At 70.6% G+C, this 16,084-nt stretch carries 9 protein-coding genes; 2 read left to right on the top strand and 7 right to left on the bottom strand.

Going from position 1 to position 16,084, the window contains the following annotated elements; genetic code table 11:
* Positions 1–33 precede the first annotated feature (33 nt).
* The 4 genes from ACRAKF_RS04075 to ACRAKF_RS04060 all read right to left on the bottom strand — a co-directional run bounded on the left by ACRAKF_RS04075 (position 34) and on the right by ACRAKF_RS04060 (position 7,933).
* Positions 34–1,869 carry an ABC transporter ATP-binding protein gene (locus tag ACRAKF_RS04075; protein ID WP_447035421.1) on the bottom strand — a complete coding sequence of 612 codons (1,836 nt, stop codon included), beginning with the start codon at positions 1,867–1,869 and terminating at the stop codon, positions 34–36.
* Positions 1,866–3,824 (bottom strand): ABC transporter ATP-binding protein, encoded by a 1,959-nt coding sequence (locus ACRAKF_RS04070; protein ID WP_447035420.1) that lies wholly within the window; start codon positions 3,822–3,824, stop codon positions 1,866–1,868. Before ACRAKF_RS04070 ends, ACRAKF_RS04075 begins: the two co-directional genes overlap by 4 nt.
* Before the next feature lie 189 nt (positions 3,825–4,013).
* On the bottom strand, positions 4,014–5,795 hold the full coding sequence (locus ACRAKF_RS04065) for an ABC transporter ATP-binding protein (protein ID WP_447035419.1): 1,782 nt from the start codon (positions 5,793–5,795) through the stop codon (positions 4,014–4,016).
* Positions 5,792–7,933, bottom strand: a complete 2,142-nt coding sequence (locus tag ACRAKF_RS04060) for an ABC transporter transmembrane domain-containing protein (protein ID WP_447041798.1) — start codon at positions 7,931–7,933, stop codon at positions 5,792–5,794. Before ACRAKF_RS04060 ends, ACRAKF_RS04065 begins: the two co-directional genes overlap by 4 nt.
* A 287-nt stretch (positions 7,934–8,220) precedes the next feature.
* Between ACRAKF_RS04060 and ACRAKF_RS04055 the strand changes: the two genes are divergently transcribed.
* Together ACRAKF_RS04055 and ACRAKF_RS04050 are read left to right on the top strand one after the other, a co-directional pair.
* Complete coding sequence (locus ACRAKF_RS04055; protein WP_447035418.1) at positions 8,221–8,958, top strand: L,D-transpeptidase family protein; 738 nt, start codon at positions 8,221–8,223, stop codon at positions 8,956–8,958.
* An 81-nt stretch (positions 8,959–9,039) separates the two neighbouring features.
* Positions 9,040–10,761, top strand: a complete 1,722-nt coding sequence (locus ACRAKF_RS04050; protein WP_447035417.1) for a peptide-N4-asparagine amidase — start codon at positions 9,040–9,042, stop codon at positions 10,759–10,761.
* 155 nt (positions 10,762–10,916) lie between these two features.
* Here the strand turns inward: ACRAKF_RS04050 and ACRAKF_RS04045 are convergent, their stop codons facing one another.
* The 3 genes from ACRAKF_RS04045 to ACRAKF_RS04035 form a co-directional block, all read right to left on the bottom strand.
* Positions 10,917–12,410, bottom strand: coding sequence for a Gfo/Idh/MocA family oxidoreductase (locus ACRAKF_RS04045; protein WP_447035416.1), 1,494 nt, complete (start codon positions 12,408–12,410; stop codon positions 10,917–10,919).
* A 184-nt stretch (positions 12,411–12,594) separates the two neighbouring features.
* Positions 12,595–15,513 (bottom strand): FAD-binding and (Fe-S)-binding domain-containing protein, encoded by a 2,919-nt coding sequence (locus tag ACRAKF_RS04040; protein WP_447035414.1) that lies wholly within the window; start codon positions 15,511–15,513, stop codon positions 12,595–12,597.
* 50 nt (positions 15,514–15,563) lie between these two features.
* Positions 15,564–16,007: a MarR family winged helix-turn-helix transcriptional regulator gene (locus ACRAKF_RS04035; RefSeq protein WP_447035413.1), complete on the bottom strand. Its 444-nt coding sequence runs from the start codon at positions 16,005–16,007 to the stop codon at positions 15,564–15,566.
* Positions 16,008–16,084 lie beyond the last annotated feature (77 nt).

The raw sequence follows: 16,084 nt of genomic DNA, 5'->3' as shown, positions 1-16,084 counted from the left end.
CCCTGCCCGCACGGCGGCCACCCGAGCCGAGCGTCAGCTGTCGGACCGGCTCTCTTCCTCGCCGGGAGGCGGTCGAACCCCGGAGGTGACGGGGTGGTCGCCATGCCAGGAGTGCCAGAGGGCGGCGTACGCTCCGTCGGCCCGCACGAGGTCGTCGTGAGGGCCGAGCTCGGTGACGCGGCCGTTCTCCATCACCGCGACGCGGTCCGCGTCATGAGCGGTCTGCAGGCGGTGAGCGATGGCGATCACGGTCCGGCCACGCAGGACGGCCGCGAGAGCCCGCTCCGTGTGCCGTGCCGTCGCCGGGTCCAGGAGCGCCGTCGCCTCGTCGAGTATCAGGGTGTGCGGGTCGGCGAGCACGACACGGGCCAGAGCGAGCTGCTGTGCCTGCGCGCCGTGCAGCTGGTGGCTGCCGGAGCCGAGCTCGGTGTCGAGACCGTCCGGCAGGTCGGTGGCCCACTCGGCACCGACGGCGCCGAGAGCGGCGTCCAGCTCGGCGTCCGCGGCGGACTCGGCCGCGATCAGCAGATTGTCCCGGAGCGTGCCGTGGAACACATGGTGTTCCTGCGTGACGAGGACGACCTGGCGGCGCAGCCGGTCGGAGGGCAGATCGGCGATCGGAACCCCGCCGACGGTCACCGAGCCCTTGGTCGGCGTGTCGATGCCCGCCAGGAGCCGGCTCAGAGTGGTTTTTCCGGCACCGGAGGGGCCGACGACGGCGAGACGTTCGCCGGGGCGGACGGACAGGTCGACGCCTTGGAGGACGTCGGTGTCGCCGGTATAGGAGAACCAGACGCCTTCGACGTCGATGCCGTCGTCCTTGGGGGTGAGGGCGCTGGGGGCGGCTGGTTCAGAGGGAGTGGCGGCCAGGCCCTCGACTCTGGCGAAGGAGGCACCGCTGCTCTGCAGCTCCTCGACTCGCTGCAAGATCGTGTCCAGCGGCTGGGAGAGCTGGCGAAGGTACAGAGCCGCGGCGACGACCGCGCCGAGGCTCACCGTGCCGTGGGCGTGCAGAGCACCGCCGATGACCAGCATGCCGACCACCGGGATCACGTACGAGGTGTCGACGGCGGGGAAGAGGACGCTCCGCAGGTACAGAGTGCGCTCTTGGGCGGCGACACAGCGCTCGATCTCCCTCTCACTGTCCGTGATGCGCCGCTCCCGCAGGCCGAAGGCCTCGATGGTGCGGGCTCCGGACGCGGTGGCGGCGAGCACCTCGGCCAGCGCGGAATGCGCCTCGCCCTGGTCGAGGTAGGCAGAGCGCGCACGACGCAGGTACCAGCGGGTGGCGAACCAGATGCCCGTCAGGCCGAGCACCCCGCAGGCGCCGAGCAGCGGATCGAGCAAGAACACGGCACCGATGATGAACAGCGCCTGCACGGCTGCGACGAAGACATCGGGGCCGGTGTCCCGCAGTGTCTGACCAGTGGTCGCGATGTCCGACGTGCCGCGTGCGGTCAGGTCGCCCGCGCCGGCACGTTCGACGACGGAGGAGGGCAGGGCCAGCGCACGGTCGACGAACTGTTCGCGGATACGGGCGAGGGTGCGCTCTCCGAAGCGATGGCCGAGGTAGCGGGCGTGGCGCGCCAGGAGGAGCTGGGCGACGGCTCCGATGAGGATGCCGAGGGCGAGACGGTCCACGGCGTCGACGCCTCCGCCGTCCTTCACCGTGTTCACGACGCGGCCGAGGAGCCACGGGCCGACGAGGCCCGCAGCCGCCGCCAGCACATTGAAGAAGAGCATGGCGGCGAAGGCCCGGCCGTCCTGCCGGATCAGTCGCAAGGCGGCGTGGTGGACCTGGCGAGGGCCGGCGACAGGCAGCGGGGTAGCAGCGGCCTCGGGTGCTTCACCGCTGCGGGGCGTCGTCATCGGAGGGCCTCGTGAGTCGGCTCGGGGGAGGGGCGGGGGTGCTTGCGGTCGCCTGGTTTGCTTTGTGCGTCCGTATCGGCCGCCGTTGCGGCCTCCTCTTCAGCGGCGTCTTTCGCCGGCTGCTTATCCGTGGCGACGCTCATCCCTATGTCCGTGGCCCCCGCGGCTTCCACCGCCGCGGACTCCTCGGTGTCGCGCGACACCAGACGGCGGTAGGCCGGGTGACGCGACAGGAGGTCGGCGTGGCGGCCCACGGCGGCGACACGGCCGTCGACCAGGTGGTAGACGACGTCGGCCTGGTCGAGGACGAGGGGAGAGGTGCTGGTCACGAGCGTTGTGCGGTCGGCGCGAGCCGCGCGGAGACCGGCTGCCATCTTGGCCTCGGTGTGAGCATCCACCGCGGATGTCGGTTCGACCGCCAGGAGCACCTCGGGGTCGGCCAGCAGAGCCCGGGCCAGACGGATGCGTTGCCGTTGACCGCCGGAGAGATTGTGCCCCTGGGCGTCGAGGCGGGCATCGAAGCCGCCGGGCAGGCCGAGCACGATGTCGTGGGCCACGGCGGCGTCGACCGCGCGGGTGAGGGCGTGCTCGTCGGGTGTCCAGCGACCGGAGAGCGCCGCACGCAGCGCACCGGCGAACAAGTCGGCTTCGTTGTCCGCGACGAGAATGCGCGCGCGGACCTGGTCCAGGGGGACGGCGTCCAGGCGGACCGTCCCCCAGGTGACCGAGCCAGGGGCGAATCGGCCGAGGCGGTCGACGACCTCCGTGGCCTCGGAGGTGTGGGTACTGGCCAGCGCCGTGAGGACGCCGGGTTCTACCTTCACCCCGGAGAGGCGGTCGTGAAGGACGGCCGGTGCCTCGGGAGCGTTGACGGTGCCCTCGCGGGCATCGGAGGTCTCGCCCGAATCATCGAGCTGCTCCGAAGCGCCGCTCTTCATCTCGTTCGCGGGCGCCGCCGACCACGTCTCCGGCTCGAGGTTCAAGAAGTGCACGACCCGGCGGGCCGAGACGAGGCCACGCCCGATGTCGTAGCCACTCTCGATGAGGGACGACACCGGGACCACGAGGACGGCGACGTAGCCGTAGACGGCGATCAGTTCGCCCACGGTGATGGTGCCCTGGGCCGCCATGCGGGCGGCGAGCCAGGTCACGGCGGCCAGGAACAAGGTGGGCAGACCAATGCCGAAAGCCTGGATCCAGCTCATGGACGAGCCGACCCGGTAGCCCTCGTCCCGCAGTTCTCGCGAACCCGACCGGTAGCGGGCGGCGAAGACCTGCTTGCCACCCAGACCATTGAGGACCCTGAGCCCGGCGGCCAGGTCCCCGAGCACACCGGCCAGTGCGCCCTGCCGCTCCCGGTACGCGGTCTCGGCCCCCTGCAGCCGGCCGAGGAACGGCCCGACGAGCAGGGCGATCAGAGGCACGCCCAGCAGCACCACCACGGCCAGCAGGACGGAGAACGACAGAAGCAGGGCGGCGACGACGAAGTAGGCGATGACCGCACCCACCCCAGGGCCCGTGACGGTGAGGGTCGAACCGATGACACCCACGTCGGAGTGGCCGATCGTGACGACCTCGCCCGTCGAGACACGACGGGGCAGAGCCGCGCCGAGCCGGGTGGCGTGGTCCATCACGACACGCACGGTTCGGAAGTAGGCGTCGAGCCGGATACGGGTCATGGTGCGGTGCCGCAGGATCCCGAGCCAGGCGTCGAGGATTCCGACGCCGAAGAGGACAGCGGCCCAGCCGATCAGTGCACCCTGGTCTCCGGGGCGGAGCCCGTCGTCGATGGCACGTGCCAGGACGTACGGGGGAAGCGTCAACCCGACCATCCACGCGCTGCCCAGCAGCGTGCCGAGAGCGACCCGCTTGGGCTGGCTCGCGATCACCCACCAGAGGTAGCGCGCGGGGCCGCGTCGGTCGGGGGTGCCGGGTTCCGTGGTCGGTGCAGCCATGCACGTACCCTAACTACGCCTGGTAGGCCGGGAGTAGGCGGCTCACCTCGCGGTAGGCGGCCTGCTCCTGGCGCGGAGCAGGCCGGTCCCAATGAGCCCGCACGGGACGCGAAAGCGATCGGCGCCGGACCGAGGCCGCCGCGCCCGCGCGCGACGGCGAAGCCGCGGCCCGTAACCGAGTTGACGCCCCTAGCCGTGCCAAGACCGCCACAGGGCGGCGTATGCGCCGTCGGCGGTGACCAGTTGGTCGTGGCTGCCGAGTTCGGTGATGCGGCCGTTCTCGACCACAGCGATGACGTCCGCGCCATGGGCGGTGTGCAGGCGGTGGGCGATCGCCACGACCGTACGGCCGTCCAGGACACGAGCGAGAGAACGCTCCAGATGCCGTGCCGCGCGCGGGTCGAGGAGCGAGGTCGCCTCGTCCAGGACCAGCGTGTGGGGGTCGGCGAGCACGAGCCTGGCCAGGGCGATCTGCTGGGCCTGGGCGGGCGTCAGCGCGAAGCCCCCCGAGCCGACCTCGGTGGCCAGGCCCTCGTCGAGGCCGCGGGCCCAGTCGGCCGCGTCGACCGCTCCGAGCGCGGCCCACAGTTCGGCGTCCCGCGCGCTGGTCCGTGCCAGGAGGAGGTTGTCGCGCAGGGAACCCACGAACACGTGGTGCTCCTGGTTGACCAGTGCCACATGGGCACGGACTTCCTCGGCCGGCATGGCCGACAGCTCCGCGCCCCCCAAGGTGACCTGTCCGGTGCGCGGTCCGTAGATGCCGGCGAGCAGCCTGCCCAGCGTCGACTTGCCCGCGCCCGACGGACCGACCAGGGCGACGCGCGAGCCGGGTTCGACGGCGAGGGACACCTCGCGGAGGACATCGACGCCTTCGCGGTAGCCGAAGTGGACGTCGTCGGCGTGGACGTGGCGCCCTTGCGGGGTGACGGAGGCGTCACCGGCGTCGGGTTCGATGTCGCGGACGCCGACGAGACGGGCCAGGGAAACCTGGGCGACCTGCAGTTCGTCGTACCAGCGAAGGATGATCCCGAGGGGGTCGACGAGCATCTGCGCGATCAGGACACCCGTGGTCAGTTGACCGACGCCGATCCAGCCCTGCAGCACGAAGACGCCGCCGATCATCAGCGTCGAGCAGAGCACGGTGGTGTGGGTGAAGTTGATGACGGGGAAGAGGACCGACCGCAGGTAGAGGGTGTAGCGCTCCCAGGCGGTCCACTCCTTGACGCGGCGTTCCGAGAGTTCGATGCGGCGTGTGCCGAGCTGGTGGGCCTCGATGGTGCGGCCCGCGTCGACGGTCTCGGCGAGAGCGGCTGCCACGGCGGCGTAACCGGCGGCCTCCGAGCGGTAGGCGGCGGGTGCCCGCTTGAAGTACCAGCGGCAGCCGACCACCAGGAGCGGGACGGCGACGAGCACGGCGGGTGCCAACGGCGGTGCCGTCACGATGAGTCCGCCGAGCAGCAGCGCAACCCACACCACGCCGATCGCGAGCTGCGGCACGGCCTCACGCATGGCGTTGGCGAGGCGGTCGACGTCGGTGGTGATGCGGGAGAGCAAGTCACCCGTGCCGGCCCGCTCCAGGACTCCGGGCGGCAGCCCGACGGACCGCACGAGGAAGTCCTCCCGCAGGTCCGCGAGCATCCGCTCGCCGAGCATCGCGCCGCGCAGCCGCACCTCGCGTACGAAGTAGGACTGCACGACGAGGGCGAGCGTGAACAGGCCGATGGTTCGTTCCAGATGAAGGTCACGGGCGTTGTGCGAGACCTTCTCCACCAGATCGCCGAGCAGATAGGGGCCGACCATCGAGGCGATCACGGCGAGCGTGTTCACCGTGATGAGCAGGACGAAGGCCGTGCGGTGGCGCTGGAACAGCTCACGGACGTAGGTGCGTACGGTCGTGGGCGCGCCGATGGGCAGGGTCTCCGCCGTCGTGGGGGCCGCCGGGTCGTACTCCGGTGGCGCCAGGCCGATCATGCGGTCTCCTCGATGTTGCCGGCGGTCGCCGTGGCGGTCGCATTGGCGGCTGCCGTCGCGGTTGCCGTGGCGGTGTTGATCTTGGGCTCGAAGTCAGCCTCGAAGCCGGGGTCGAACTCGGCGAAGCTGCCCTCGGTCGCGGCGGTGTGCTCGTCGTCGGTTTCGCGGGTCACGACCGCGCGGTACCGCGGTTCGCCGTGCATCAGTTCACGGTGTGTGCCCACCGCTGTGACCTCGCCGTCGGCGAGGAACACGACACGTTCGGCCCGGTCCAGGAGAAGCGGGGACGACGTGAGTACCACGGTGGTCCGCCCCGACCGTAGTTGGCGGATACCGTCGGCGACCCGGGCCTCGGTGTGCGAGTCGACTGCGGACGTCGGCTCGTCGAGCACCAGCGTCTCGGGGTCGGTGACCAGTGAGCGGGCCAGAGCGAGGCGTTGGCGCTGGCCTCCGGAGAGGGAGCGGCCGCGTTCCGTGAGGTGGGCGGCCATCGGGTCGTCGCTCACCGACGCCTGGGCCAGTGCGTCCAGGACGTCCGAGCACTGTGCCGCCGCGAGGGCCTCGGCGGGGGCGACGTTTCCTGATGACGGTACGTCGAGGAGGGCGTGCAAGGTGCCGGAGAGCAGGACGGGGTCCTTGTCCTGCACCAGTACGTGGGTCCGGGCGTCGGAGAGCGGCATGTCGTCCAGCGCGTCGTCGCCGAGGCGAACGGACGGCAGGTTCGCGGCTCCGTCGAAGGTGGGGTGGCCGCCGAGACGTTCGGCGAGCCGTCCGGCTGCGTCGGGGTCGCCGCAGACCACGGCGGTGAGACAGCCGGCCGGGGCGAGGAGGCCCGTCGCCGGGTCGTACAGATCTCCGGGGTGCCGGGCGCCGCCGGACAGGGTTCGTTCGCGGCGGTGCTCGGGCGGCTGCTCACCCGCGGGCGGCGACACGACAACTCGCCGCGCAGGGGCTTCTACCGCTTCATCGCCTTGCGTCGGAGAGTCCGCTGCCGGCTTGCCTTGCGCGGGCGAGTCCGATGGTTCGGCCCCGGTCTCGGTCAGCCTGGCCCCGGACTCCGACGGTCCGGCCGCGGACTCCGACAGCCCGGTCTCGGGCTCCGACCGCCCGGTCCCAGCCTCCGACCGTCCGCTTGCGAATTCCGTCCGCTCCAGTGCGAGCACCCGTGCCGCCCGCTTGGCGCTGGGGCGGGAGAAGGAGTACGCCATGGCGATCTCCTCGAAGTGTCGCAGAGGGTAATTGAGCATCATGACCGCGCTGTAGACCGTGACCAGTTCGGCGACGGTGATCCGGCCCTCTCGGGCGAGGTGCACCCCGTGCCAGACGAGCACGATCAGCAGCAGCCCCGGCAGCAGGACCTGCGTCGCCGAGATCACCGCCCACATCCGGGCGCTGCGGACCGCGGCCGTCCGGACCTCTTGCGAGGCGCGGCGGTAGCGGTCCAGGAAGAGTTCCTCGCCGCCGATGCCGCGCAGGACCCGCAGCCCGGCGACGGTGTCGGAGGCCAGTTCCGTGGCCCGGCCCGCCTTCTCGCGCTGGAGATCGGCGCGATGGGTGGCTCGGGGCAGCAGGGGGAGCACGGCGAGGGCGAGCACCGGGATGCCCACCGCGACGACGACGCCCAGCGCGGGCTGGTAGACGAGGAGGCCGACGCAGACCAGAAGGACCGTGAAGGCGGCTGCGGCGAACCGGGACAGCGCTTCGACGAACCAGCCGATCTTCTCCACGTCACCCGTGGATACGGATACGACTTCACCGGCGGCCACCCGCCGGGTCAGTACGGAGCCGAGCTGGGCGGTCTTGCGGGCGAGCAGTTGCTGCACGCGGGCCGCGGCGGTGATCCAGTTGGTGATCGCGGTGCGGTGCAGCATCGTGTCGCCCACCGCGATGGCGAGGCCGAGGTTCAGCAGCAGCGCGCCCGCGAGCGCGAGGCGTCCGCCTGACCGGTCGAGTACGGCCTCGATGGCGATGCCGACCGCGTAGGGCAGGCCCGCGATGGAGCCGAAGTGCAGCAGGCCCCAGGCGAAGGATTTGAGTTGTCCCCCGAGTTGGTTCCGGCCCAGCCACAGCAAGAAGCGCGGACCCGACCGGACATCGGGGACGCCGGGGTCGGGATAGGGAAGATCGCGAATCTGCATGACGTCCCAGCAGTCGAGAGCGGTGACCGTCGGCTCCGTCGAGACGGGCTTCGAAGGCGACGACATGGGCCATGCCGCGGGCGAGTACGCACGCGAGATCGCTGCCGAGGTCGCAGTCGAGACCGGAACGAGCCGGAACGGACGGCGGTAACAAACCGTGAAAGGTTCACCTCATTCGGTGGTCCGAAGCAAACGGTTTTCCGTCCTGGAGTAAAGAATCGGCCCCTTCTTCGTGTGGAGGACGGTGCTGGGCGAGAGTGCCGCGGGCCGAATGCGACCATGGGCGGATGCGTATAGCCGGTGCGGTGCGAACGGTGGTCGCGGCGGCGGCCTGCGGTGTTCTTCTGACGTCCTGCGGGAGCGGCGACGCCCCCGCGTCCGGACAGGCCAAGGGCGCGGAGCGCGGGGACGGCTCCCCAACACGGGCCGCTGACGCCAAGCGGATCCCCGATGTGGGTGACGGTCTCCAGTCGAAGATCCCCAAGGACTCGCGTCAGGTGGTCGCGGTCTACGGCGACGGCGAGAACTCCGCCGAGTCGACCGTCGTCCTCTACACAAAGTCCGGCAAGACAGACACCACTTGGGAGAAGGACCGCAGCTGGCCCGCGCACAACGGCAAGAAGGGCTGGACCGTCGATCACCACGAGAACGACAAGCGCAGCCCGGTCGGCGTGTTCACGCTCAGCGACGCGGGCGGTGTCCTCGCTGACCCCGGCACCAAGTTCCCGTACACGAAGTCCGTGTCCATGCAGGCGCCGCACTACTGGCCCGAGACGCATTGGCATGACTTCGACTACGTCATCGCGATCGACTACAACCGCGCCAAGGGCACCCCACCCAACGACCCGACGCGTCCGCAGGGACAGACCAAGGGCGGCAGCATCTGGCTGCACATGGACCACGGCAGCGGTACGTCGGGCTGCGTCAGTCTGTCCAAGGCGGGCATGGCTTACCTGCTGCGCACGCTGGACCCGAAGCAGCATCCGGTCGTGGTGATGGGGGACAAGGCGAACCTCGCGGCGTAAGGCCGACCGCGCGCTGTGCAAAGCCCTCGTTGCCCCGACACCCCATTGCGGTGATCGGCCGCGGCCGCATAGAACACCCCCATGAGAAGACGCGTCATGTCCATGTTCATCGGGGTGGTCGTCGCCGCAGGCACGCTCCTCGGCACGGCCCCGTCCACGGCCGCCACGGCGACCCCCGTCCCGCCCGAATTCGGCACCGACTGGCACGACCCCGTCACCGCCGCACCCGCGGTGAAGAAGCCGCACACGAAGTCCTGTGCGGTCACCGTCGCCGAGGCGCAGTTCAAGGACTTCACGCCCTACACCGGTGATTACGCGCCGCCGCGCGGATGTGGTGACCGCTGGGGCAAGGTGGTGCTGCGCCTGGACGGCAAGGTGAAGGGCAGGCAGTACGACCGGCTCGGATACCTCCGTATCGGCGGCGTAGAAGTGCTCCGTACGTCCACGCCGGAGCCGTCCGCCGACGGCATCACCTGGTCCGTGGAGAAGGACGTCACCCGCTACAGCGAGACGCTGCGGCAGAACCGAAGCGTCGAGATGCTCATCGGCAACGTCGTCAACGAGACGTACACCGGGGTCATCGACGTCAAGGCGACGCTGACGTTCTACGAGCGGGACAAGGACACAGGCGCCACGCCTGACAAAACTGGTACCGGGTCCAAGCCCGAGGGCTCCGGTACCGGGTCCAAGCCCGAGAAAGCTGATGCCGGGTCCAAGCCCGAGAAAGCTGGTGCCGGGTCCAGCGGCGCGGTGCCCGACCGTGTGCTTCCCCTCGGCGACGACTCCAGCCTCACCACCCCGCGCAACAGCGAGCGCATCGTCGCCGAGGTCTACGCGACCGGCTCCGGCGGCGGCTGTGAGGAGTACTGGTATCTGACGGTTCCGGATGCCGCGCCCTACTCCTGCAAGGCCGACCAAGGCCCCTACCGCGAGGTGCAGGTCAAGGTGGACGGCCAGTTGGCGGGCATCGCCGCGCCGTTCCCGACCGTATGGACGGGCGGGTGGTCCAACCCCTTCCTCTGGTACGTGATCCCGGGGCCCCGTGCCTTCGACATCAAGCCCATCGAGTACGACCTGACACCCTTCGCCGGGCTCCTCAACGACGGACGGCCGCACAAGGTCGAGGTCTCCGTCGTCGGTGTGCCCAAGGCGCAGACCGGCTGGAGCGTCCCCGTCAATGTCCTGGTCTGGCAGGACGAGCGGAGCGAGCACGTCACTGGCAAGCTGACCAGGCATGACGTGGGGCCCCTCGCGAACGATGCGACCTACACCCCGGCTTCTACCACAGGGAGCGCGCACCGCCTCGACACGAAGGGCGGTCACCGCCTCACCGTCTCCGGCCAGGTGAACACCTCGCACGGCCGTGTCACGACGAGCGTGACGCGGGCCCTCAAGAACACGTCTGTACACCGGTGGACCGAAGGGGAGGCGCTGGACGCGCTCAAGGCGACCTGGTTCGATCGCGAGACGGTCACGGTGAACGGCCGCGCGGTGCGGACCGACCGTACGTACACGATGGACGGCACCACGACGCTGGGCGTCGGCGACCGGCTGCGCACCGAGATCTCTCTCGGTGACCGAGCCGAGAGCGTCACCGTCCACGGCGGACGGCGCACCGGCTGGTCGATGACCGACGACCGTTACGACGGGGACGCCACGTACACCGCCAACGTGCCCCGCGAGGAGCGCCACGCGGTGGGCACCTCCCGCGAGCGCTACCGGCAGTACGGCGACGGCGGCTGTCACGACCGGACGTTGGCCACCGAGCAGGGCGCCCTGACGGTCGACCGGCGCCGCTGCTGAGCGACCCGCGACCGCGACCGCGGCTGACTGCGACCGCGACTGACCGCGACCGCGGCCCCAGCCCCGGCCCGGCAGCCGGACCAGCGGCGGTACGTGCACGACCGCCGCTGGTCCCGGTCCCTCACTCCGGCCCCGTAAAGACAACTCGGCGGCAGCTACTCCTTCGGCTTCTCCGAGTCCATCCCCGGGCGCGCCTTCTTCCACAGTCCGCGGGTGAAGTCGGGTATCGCCTGCGGTGCGCCCTTCGCCTTGATCGAGAGGTGGCTCAGCGGCACGGGCGACGTCCACGTCGCGGCGTCGTACACGTCGAAGTCCGGGACGAGGCCGAGCCGCATGGTCTGCATCAGCCGGAAGATCATGATGTAGTCCATGCCACCGTGGCCACCCGGCGGGTTGGAGTGCTCCTTCCACAGCCAGTGGTCGAAGTCGGCGTACTCGGCGAAGTCGCCCCACTCGTCGTTCGTGTGGTCGGGCTCGATGTAGATGCGCTCCGGGTAGTCCTCGAAGAGGCCCTTGGTGCCCCCCAGGCTGTTGATGCGGCTATAGGGGTGGGGCGTGGAGACGTCATGCTCCAGACGGATCACACGGCCCTTCGCCGTCTGCACGAGGCTGATGGTGCGGTCGCTCTCGATGTACGTCTCCTTCCAGCTCGGGTCACCCGCGGGCATGTGCGCCTCGCGGTACTGGGCGAGGCTGAGGGCGGGCGTGCCGAAGCTGGAGATGTGGGTGACACGGTCGCCGCGGTTGACGTCCATGTAGTTGGCGACGGGGCCGAAACCGTGGTTGGGGTAGAGGTCGCCGCGGAGCCGGGTGTGCCAGAGGCGGCGCCACGGGCCTTCGTAGTAGTCGGCGTCGAACATGAGACCGCGCAGATCGTGGTTGTACGCGCCCGCACCGTGCAGGAGGTCGCCGAACTTGCCCGCGTGGGCCATCCGCAGGACACGCATCTCGTTCTTGCCGTAACAGCAGTTCTCGAGCTGTATGCAGTGTCTGCGCGTCCGTTCCGACAGGTCGACGAGCTGCCACAGCTCGTCGAGGCGCAGGGCGATGGGGCACTCCACGCCGACGTGCTTGCCGTTCAGCATCGCCGACTTGGCCATCTCGAAGTGGAAGTCCCACGGCGTCGCCACGTACACGAAGTCGATGTCCCCGCGCTCGCACAGGTTCTCGTAGTCGTGATCGCCCTTGGTGTACGTCGCCGGGGCCGGCTGGCCCGCGGCGGTGACCTTCTTCGCGGCGGCCGCGGTCTTGTCCTTGACCGGGTCGCAGAGGGCCACGACCCGTACGCCCGGGATGGCGAGGAACAGGTCGATCATGGAGCCGCCGCGGTTGCCGAGGCCGATGATGCCGACCCTGACCGTGGAGCGACGCTCGAACGGCACCCCGATCATCGTGCGGCCCTTTCGGGCAGGAGCCTTGGCCGTGTCCTCGGCGGCCGAGGCGGCATCCGACGCAGCGGCGGCCGGCACGGTGCCGGGCGCGTCGGCGTGCGCCGTGCCGCTCGCGAAGGCGCCGATGCCCATCCCCGCCCCGGCGAGGCCCGCCGTGCGGAGCACCGCGCGGCGCGAGTGGCCGTCTCCCGTCGTGCCCTCCGTAAGGTCGTCGGGGGTTGCGCTGTCGGGAGTCGGTGTCGCGTTCTCTTCGTGCATCGGACCTCCGTAGCTGAAAGGCGGCTGGTCTCTACCACTGGGGCGGAAGCCACCCTGTTAGGGCTGCTACGGCGGCGCAAGGGGCGGAAGTGGCCAGGAACTTGGACTTCCGCCATGACTTCATGGACTTCCGGAGGCACCGGCTCCCATCACCACGGCGCCACGGCTCCGAGCCCACCACCGGTCACGGACGCGTCGCGCGCTCCAGCTCAAGCAGCGCGGAGTAATACCCGCGCCCCGTCGCATGGTCCATGCCGATCTCACACATGCGGTTCGCCGAGAGATGCGCCTCGAAGGGGCGGTCCGCGATCTCCGCGGCCTCCTTGCGCGTGGCGGACTCGGTCAGCTCCTTGTGGAGCATGCCGCGGTCGCCCGCGAAGGCGCAGCACCCGGCGTCGTCCGGCACGGTCACTTCGTCCGCGCACGCCTCGGCGACGGCGCGCAGTTGCTCCTCGTCGCCGAGATGCTGCATCGAGCAGGTCGGGTGGAGGACGGCGGAGCCGATCCTGCGGTGCACGGTCAGGTGGGGGAGCAGCTCGTCGGCCGCCCAGACGATCGAGTCGACGACCGTCAGCTCACGGTGGAGCGCACGGTTCTCGGCGGTCAGATACGGCACGACCTCGTGTGCGATGCCGAGCGTGCACGACGAGGCGTCGACGACCAGCGGCAGACGGCCGCCCGCGGTCCAGCCCCAGGCCGCCTCGACGATGCGGTTGGCCATGAGCCTGTTGCCGGCTTCATAGCCCTTGGAGTGCCAGATCGTCGCGCAACACGTGCCCGTGATGTCGTCCGGGATCCACACCGGCCTGCCGGCGCGCGAGGACACGGCGACGACCGCTTCGGGCAGGGAGCGGTCGCCCGGCCCGCCGAAGATGCGGTTGACGCACGCCGGGTAGTACACGGCCGACGCCCCCACGCGCGCGGTACGCGGCCGTTTGCGTGCGGCGGCCCCGGGGATCTGCGGCAGCCACTCGGGGACGAGGTCGGGGCGGACCGCCTTGCGGGCCGCACGGGTCACCGCGGTGAGCAGCCGGTCGCTGATGCGGTCCGCGGCGGCCACGGCGAGCCGTGCGGAGGCTTCGACGGCCTTGAAGTTCTTCGCGGCCAGCGCGGCCGTCCGCTCCTCGCGGGGCGAGTGCCGCGCGTGGCGGAAGTCCTTCATCAGGGCACCCGTGTCGATGCCGACCGGACAGGCCAGCTTGCAGGTCGAGTCTCCCGCACAGGTGTCGACGGCGTCGTAGCCGTACGCGTCGACGAGGGCGTCCTCGACGGGGGAGCCCGCGGGCTGGCGCATCATCTCGCGGCGCAGCACGATGCGCTGGCGCGGCGTCGTGGTGAGGTCCTCGCTCGGGCAGGTCGGTTCACAGAAGCCGCACTCGATGCACGGGTCCGCGATGAGCTCCACCTTCGGGATGGTCTTCAGGCCGCGCAGATGCGCCTTCGGGTCGCGGTTGAGGACGATGCGCGGGGCGAGTACGCCGTCCGGGTCGATGATCTGCTTGGTGCGCCACATCAGCTCGGTGGCCTCAGGCCCCCATTCGAGCTCCAGGAAGGGTGCGATGTTGCGGCCCGTGGCGTGCTCGGCCTTGAGGGAGCCGTCGAACCGCTCCACGGTCAGGCGGCAGAACTCGTCCATGAAGGCGGCGTAGCGCTCCACGTCGGAGGGCAGGCCCGCGTCGAAGGCGAGCAGGAAGTGCAGGTTGCCGTGGGCCGCGTGGCCCGCGACGGCGGCGTCGAAACCGTGCCGGGTCTGGAGCTCCAGGAGTGCCTCGCAGGCCTCGGCGAGCCGTCCCGGCGGCACCGCGAAGTCTTCCGTGATCAGTGTCGTCCCCGAGGGGCGGGTGCCGCCGACGGCGGTGACGAAGGCCTTGCGCGCCTTCCAGTAGCCGCCGATGGTCTTCGCGTCGCGCGTGAACGTGTTCGTCACGGACGGCACGGGCGTCACCAGTTCGAGCCCCTCCAGAGCCTTGGCCGCGGCGGCCTCGTACGCCTCACGCGTGGCCTCGTCCGGGGCGCGGAACTCCACCAGGAGAGCGGTCGTCGACTTCGGCAGCTCGGCCCAGTCGGCGGGCACCCCCTGAACACTGACCGAGGCCCGCAGGGTGTTGCCGTCCATCAGTTCGACGGCGAGCGCGCCCGCGGCGTTGAACACCGGGACCGCCGCGGCGGCCGCGGGCAGCGAGGGGAAGAAGAGCAGCGCGGTGGTCGTGCACCGGTCCAGCGGAAGCGCGTCGAAGACGATCTCCGAGATGAAGCCGAAGGTGCCTTCGGAGCCGACCATCAGACCGCGCAGGATCTCCACGGGCGTCGAGCCGTCGAGGAAGGCGTCGAGGCGATAGCCGTTGGTGTTCTTGATCTGGTACTTCGCGCGGATACGGGCCACGAGGTCGGCGTCCGCCTCGATCTCCCGCTTGATCGCGAGGAGGCCCTCGCACAGGTCGGGTTCGGCGTGAGCCAGCGCTTCGTCGGCGTCCGGGGCGGCCGTGTCCACGACCGTGCCCGAGGGCAGGACGAAGGTCAGTGAGGCGACCGTGCGGTAGGAGTTGCGGGTGGTGCCCGCCGTCATGCCCGACGCGTTGTTCGCGACGACGCCGCCGAGGGTGCAGGCGATGGCGCTCGCCGGGTCGGGGCCGAGGACCCGCCCATACCGGGCGAGCGTGGCGTTGGCGCGCACCACCGTCGTACCGGGGCGGACGCGGGCCCGCTCGCCCGCGCCGAGCACCTCGATGCCGGACCAGTGCTTGCGGACGTCGACCAGGATGTCCTCGCCCTGCGCCTGGCCGTTCAGCGAGGTGCCCGCCGCACGGAAGACGACCTCGCGGCCCTTGCCGTGCGCGTACGAGAGGACCGCCGACACGTCGTCGATGTCCTCGGGGACGACCACGACCTGCGGCAGGAAGCGGTACGGGCTCGCGTCCGACGCGTACCGCACCAGGTCGGAGACCTTGGTCAGGACTTTCTCCGCACCGAGCAGCGCGACCAGGTCGGAGCGCAGCGGCTCCGGGGTGCCGGTGGCCCGTCCGTCCGGCACGCGATCGGCTGCCGGGCCTGTCTCACGCGTCGTCGGGCGCAGGGCGTCCTGTCCGGGTTCCAGCAGCGGCATGGCTCTCCTCGGCGGTGACGGTCACTCGTCGGGCAGCGGTACGGGCGTGCTCAGCAGCGCCGGACATCCGGAACCTCGAACAACGCGTTCAGCAGGCCGCCCAACTGTGCCCGCTGCTCCGTGTCCAGTGGAGCCAGGATGTCCTCCGCGGCGGCCCGGCGCGCGCGGCGCAGCTCACCGAGGGCCTTGAGGCCGGTATCGGTGAGCTCGATGCGGATCACCCTGCGGTTGGTGGGATCGGGCACGCGGCGCACCAGCTCGCCCGCCTCCAGGCCGTCGACCAGCGTGGTCACGGCGCGGGGGACCACTTCCAGGCGCTCGGCGAGGTCTGCCATGCGCGGCGGCGTCTCGTAGTGCGCCAGAGTGCGCAGCAGGCGGGACTGCGCGGGCGTGATGCCGACCGGCACCAGATGGCGTTTCTGGATCCGCTGCAGCCTGCGGGTCAGCCGCAGCAACTGTTCGGCGAGCAGGCCGTCGGGGTCCGGGGTGTCCATGCGGGAACTTTACCAGGACCTTGTGCATTGTGAGTATAGGTAACAGTGAGCTATGCTCCACGAGTCATCATCGGGGC

The sequence above is a fragment of the Streptomyces sp. DSM 118878 genome, from assembly GCF_052936595.1.
Note: the sequence above shows the minus strand (reverse complement) of the source record. Positions and strands in the feature narration are given on the sequence as shown.

Bases quoted from the DNA above. Each gene is read 5' to 3' on its own strand.
- ACRAKF_RS04055 (WP_447035418.1), top strand. From the start codon at position 8,221: ATGCGTATAGCCGGTGCGGTGCGAACGGTGGTCGCGGCGGCGGCCTGC.
- ACRAKF_RS04040 (WP_447035414.1), bottom strand. From the start codon at position 15,513: ATGCCGCTGCTGGAACCCGGACAGGACGCCCTGCGCCCGACGACGCGT.
- ACRAKF_RS04050 (WP_447035417.1), top strand. From the start codon at position 9,040: ATGAGAAGACGCGTCATGTCCATGTTCATCGGGGTGGTCGTCGCCGCA.
- ACRAKF_RS04065 (WP_447035419.1), bottom strand. From the start codon at position 5,795: ATGATCGGCCTGGCGCCACCGGAGTACGACCCGGCGGCCCCCACGACG.
- ACRAKF_RS04060 (WP_447041798.1), bottom strand. From the start codon at position 7,933: ATGCAGATTCGCGATCTTCCCTATCCCGACCCCGGCGTCCCCGATGTC.
- ACRAKF_RS04045 (WP_447035416.1), bottom strand. From the start codon at position 12,410: ATGCACGAAGAGAACGCGACACCGACTCCCGACAGCGCAACCCCCGAC.
- ACRAKF_RS04070 (WP_447035420.1), bottom strand. From the start codon at position 3,824: ATGGCTGCACCGACCACGGAACCCGGCACCCCCGACCGACGCGGCCCC.
- ACRAKF_RS04075 (WP_447035421.1), bottom strand. From the start codon at position 1,869: ATGACGACGCCCCGCAGCGGTGAAGCACCCGAGGCCGCTGCTACCCCG.
- ACRAKF_RS04035 (WP_447035413.1), bottom strand. From the start codon at position 16,007: ATGGACACCCCGGACCCCGACGGCCTGCTCGCCGAACAGTTGCTGCGG.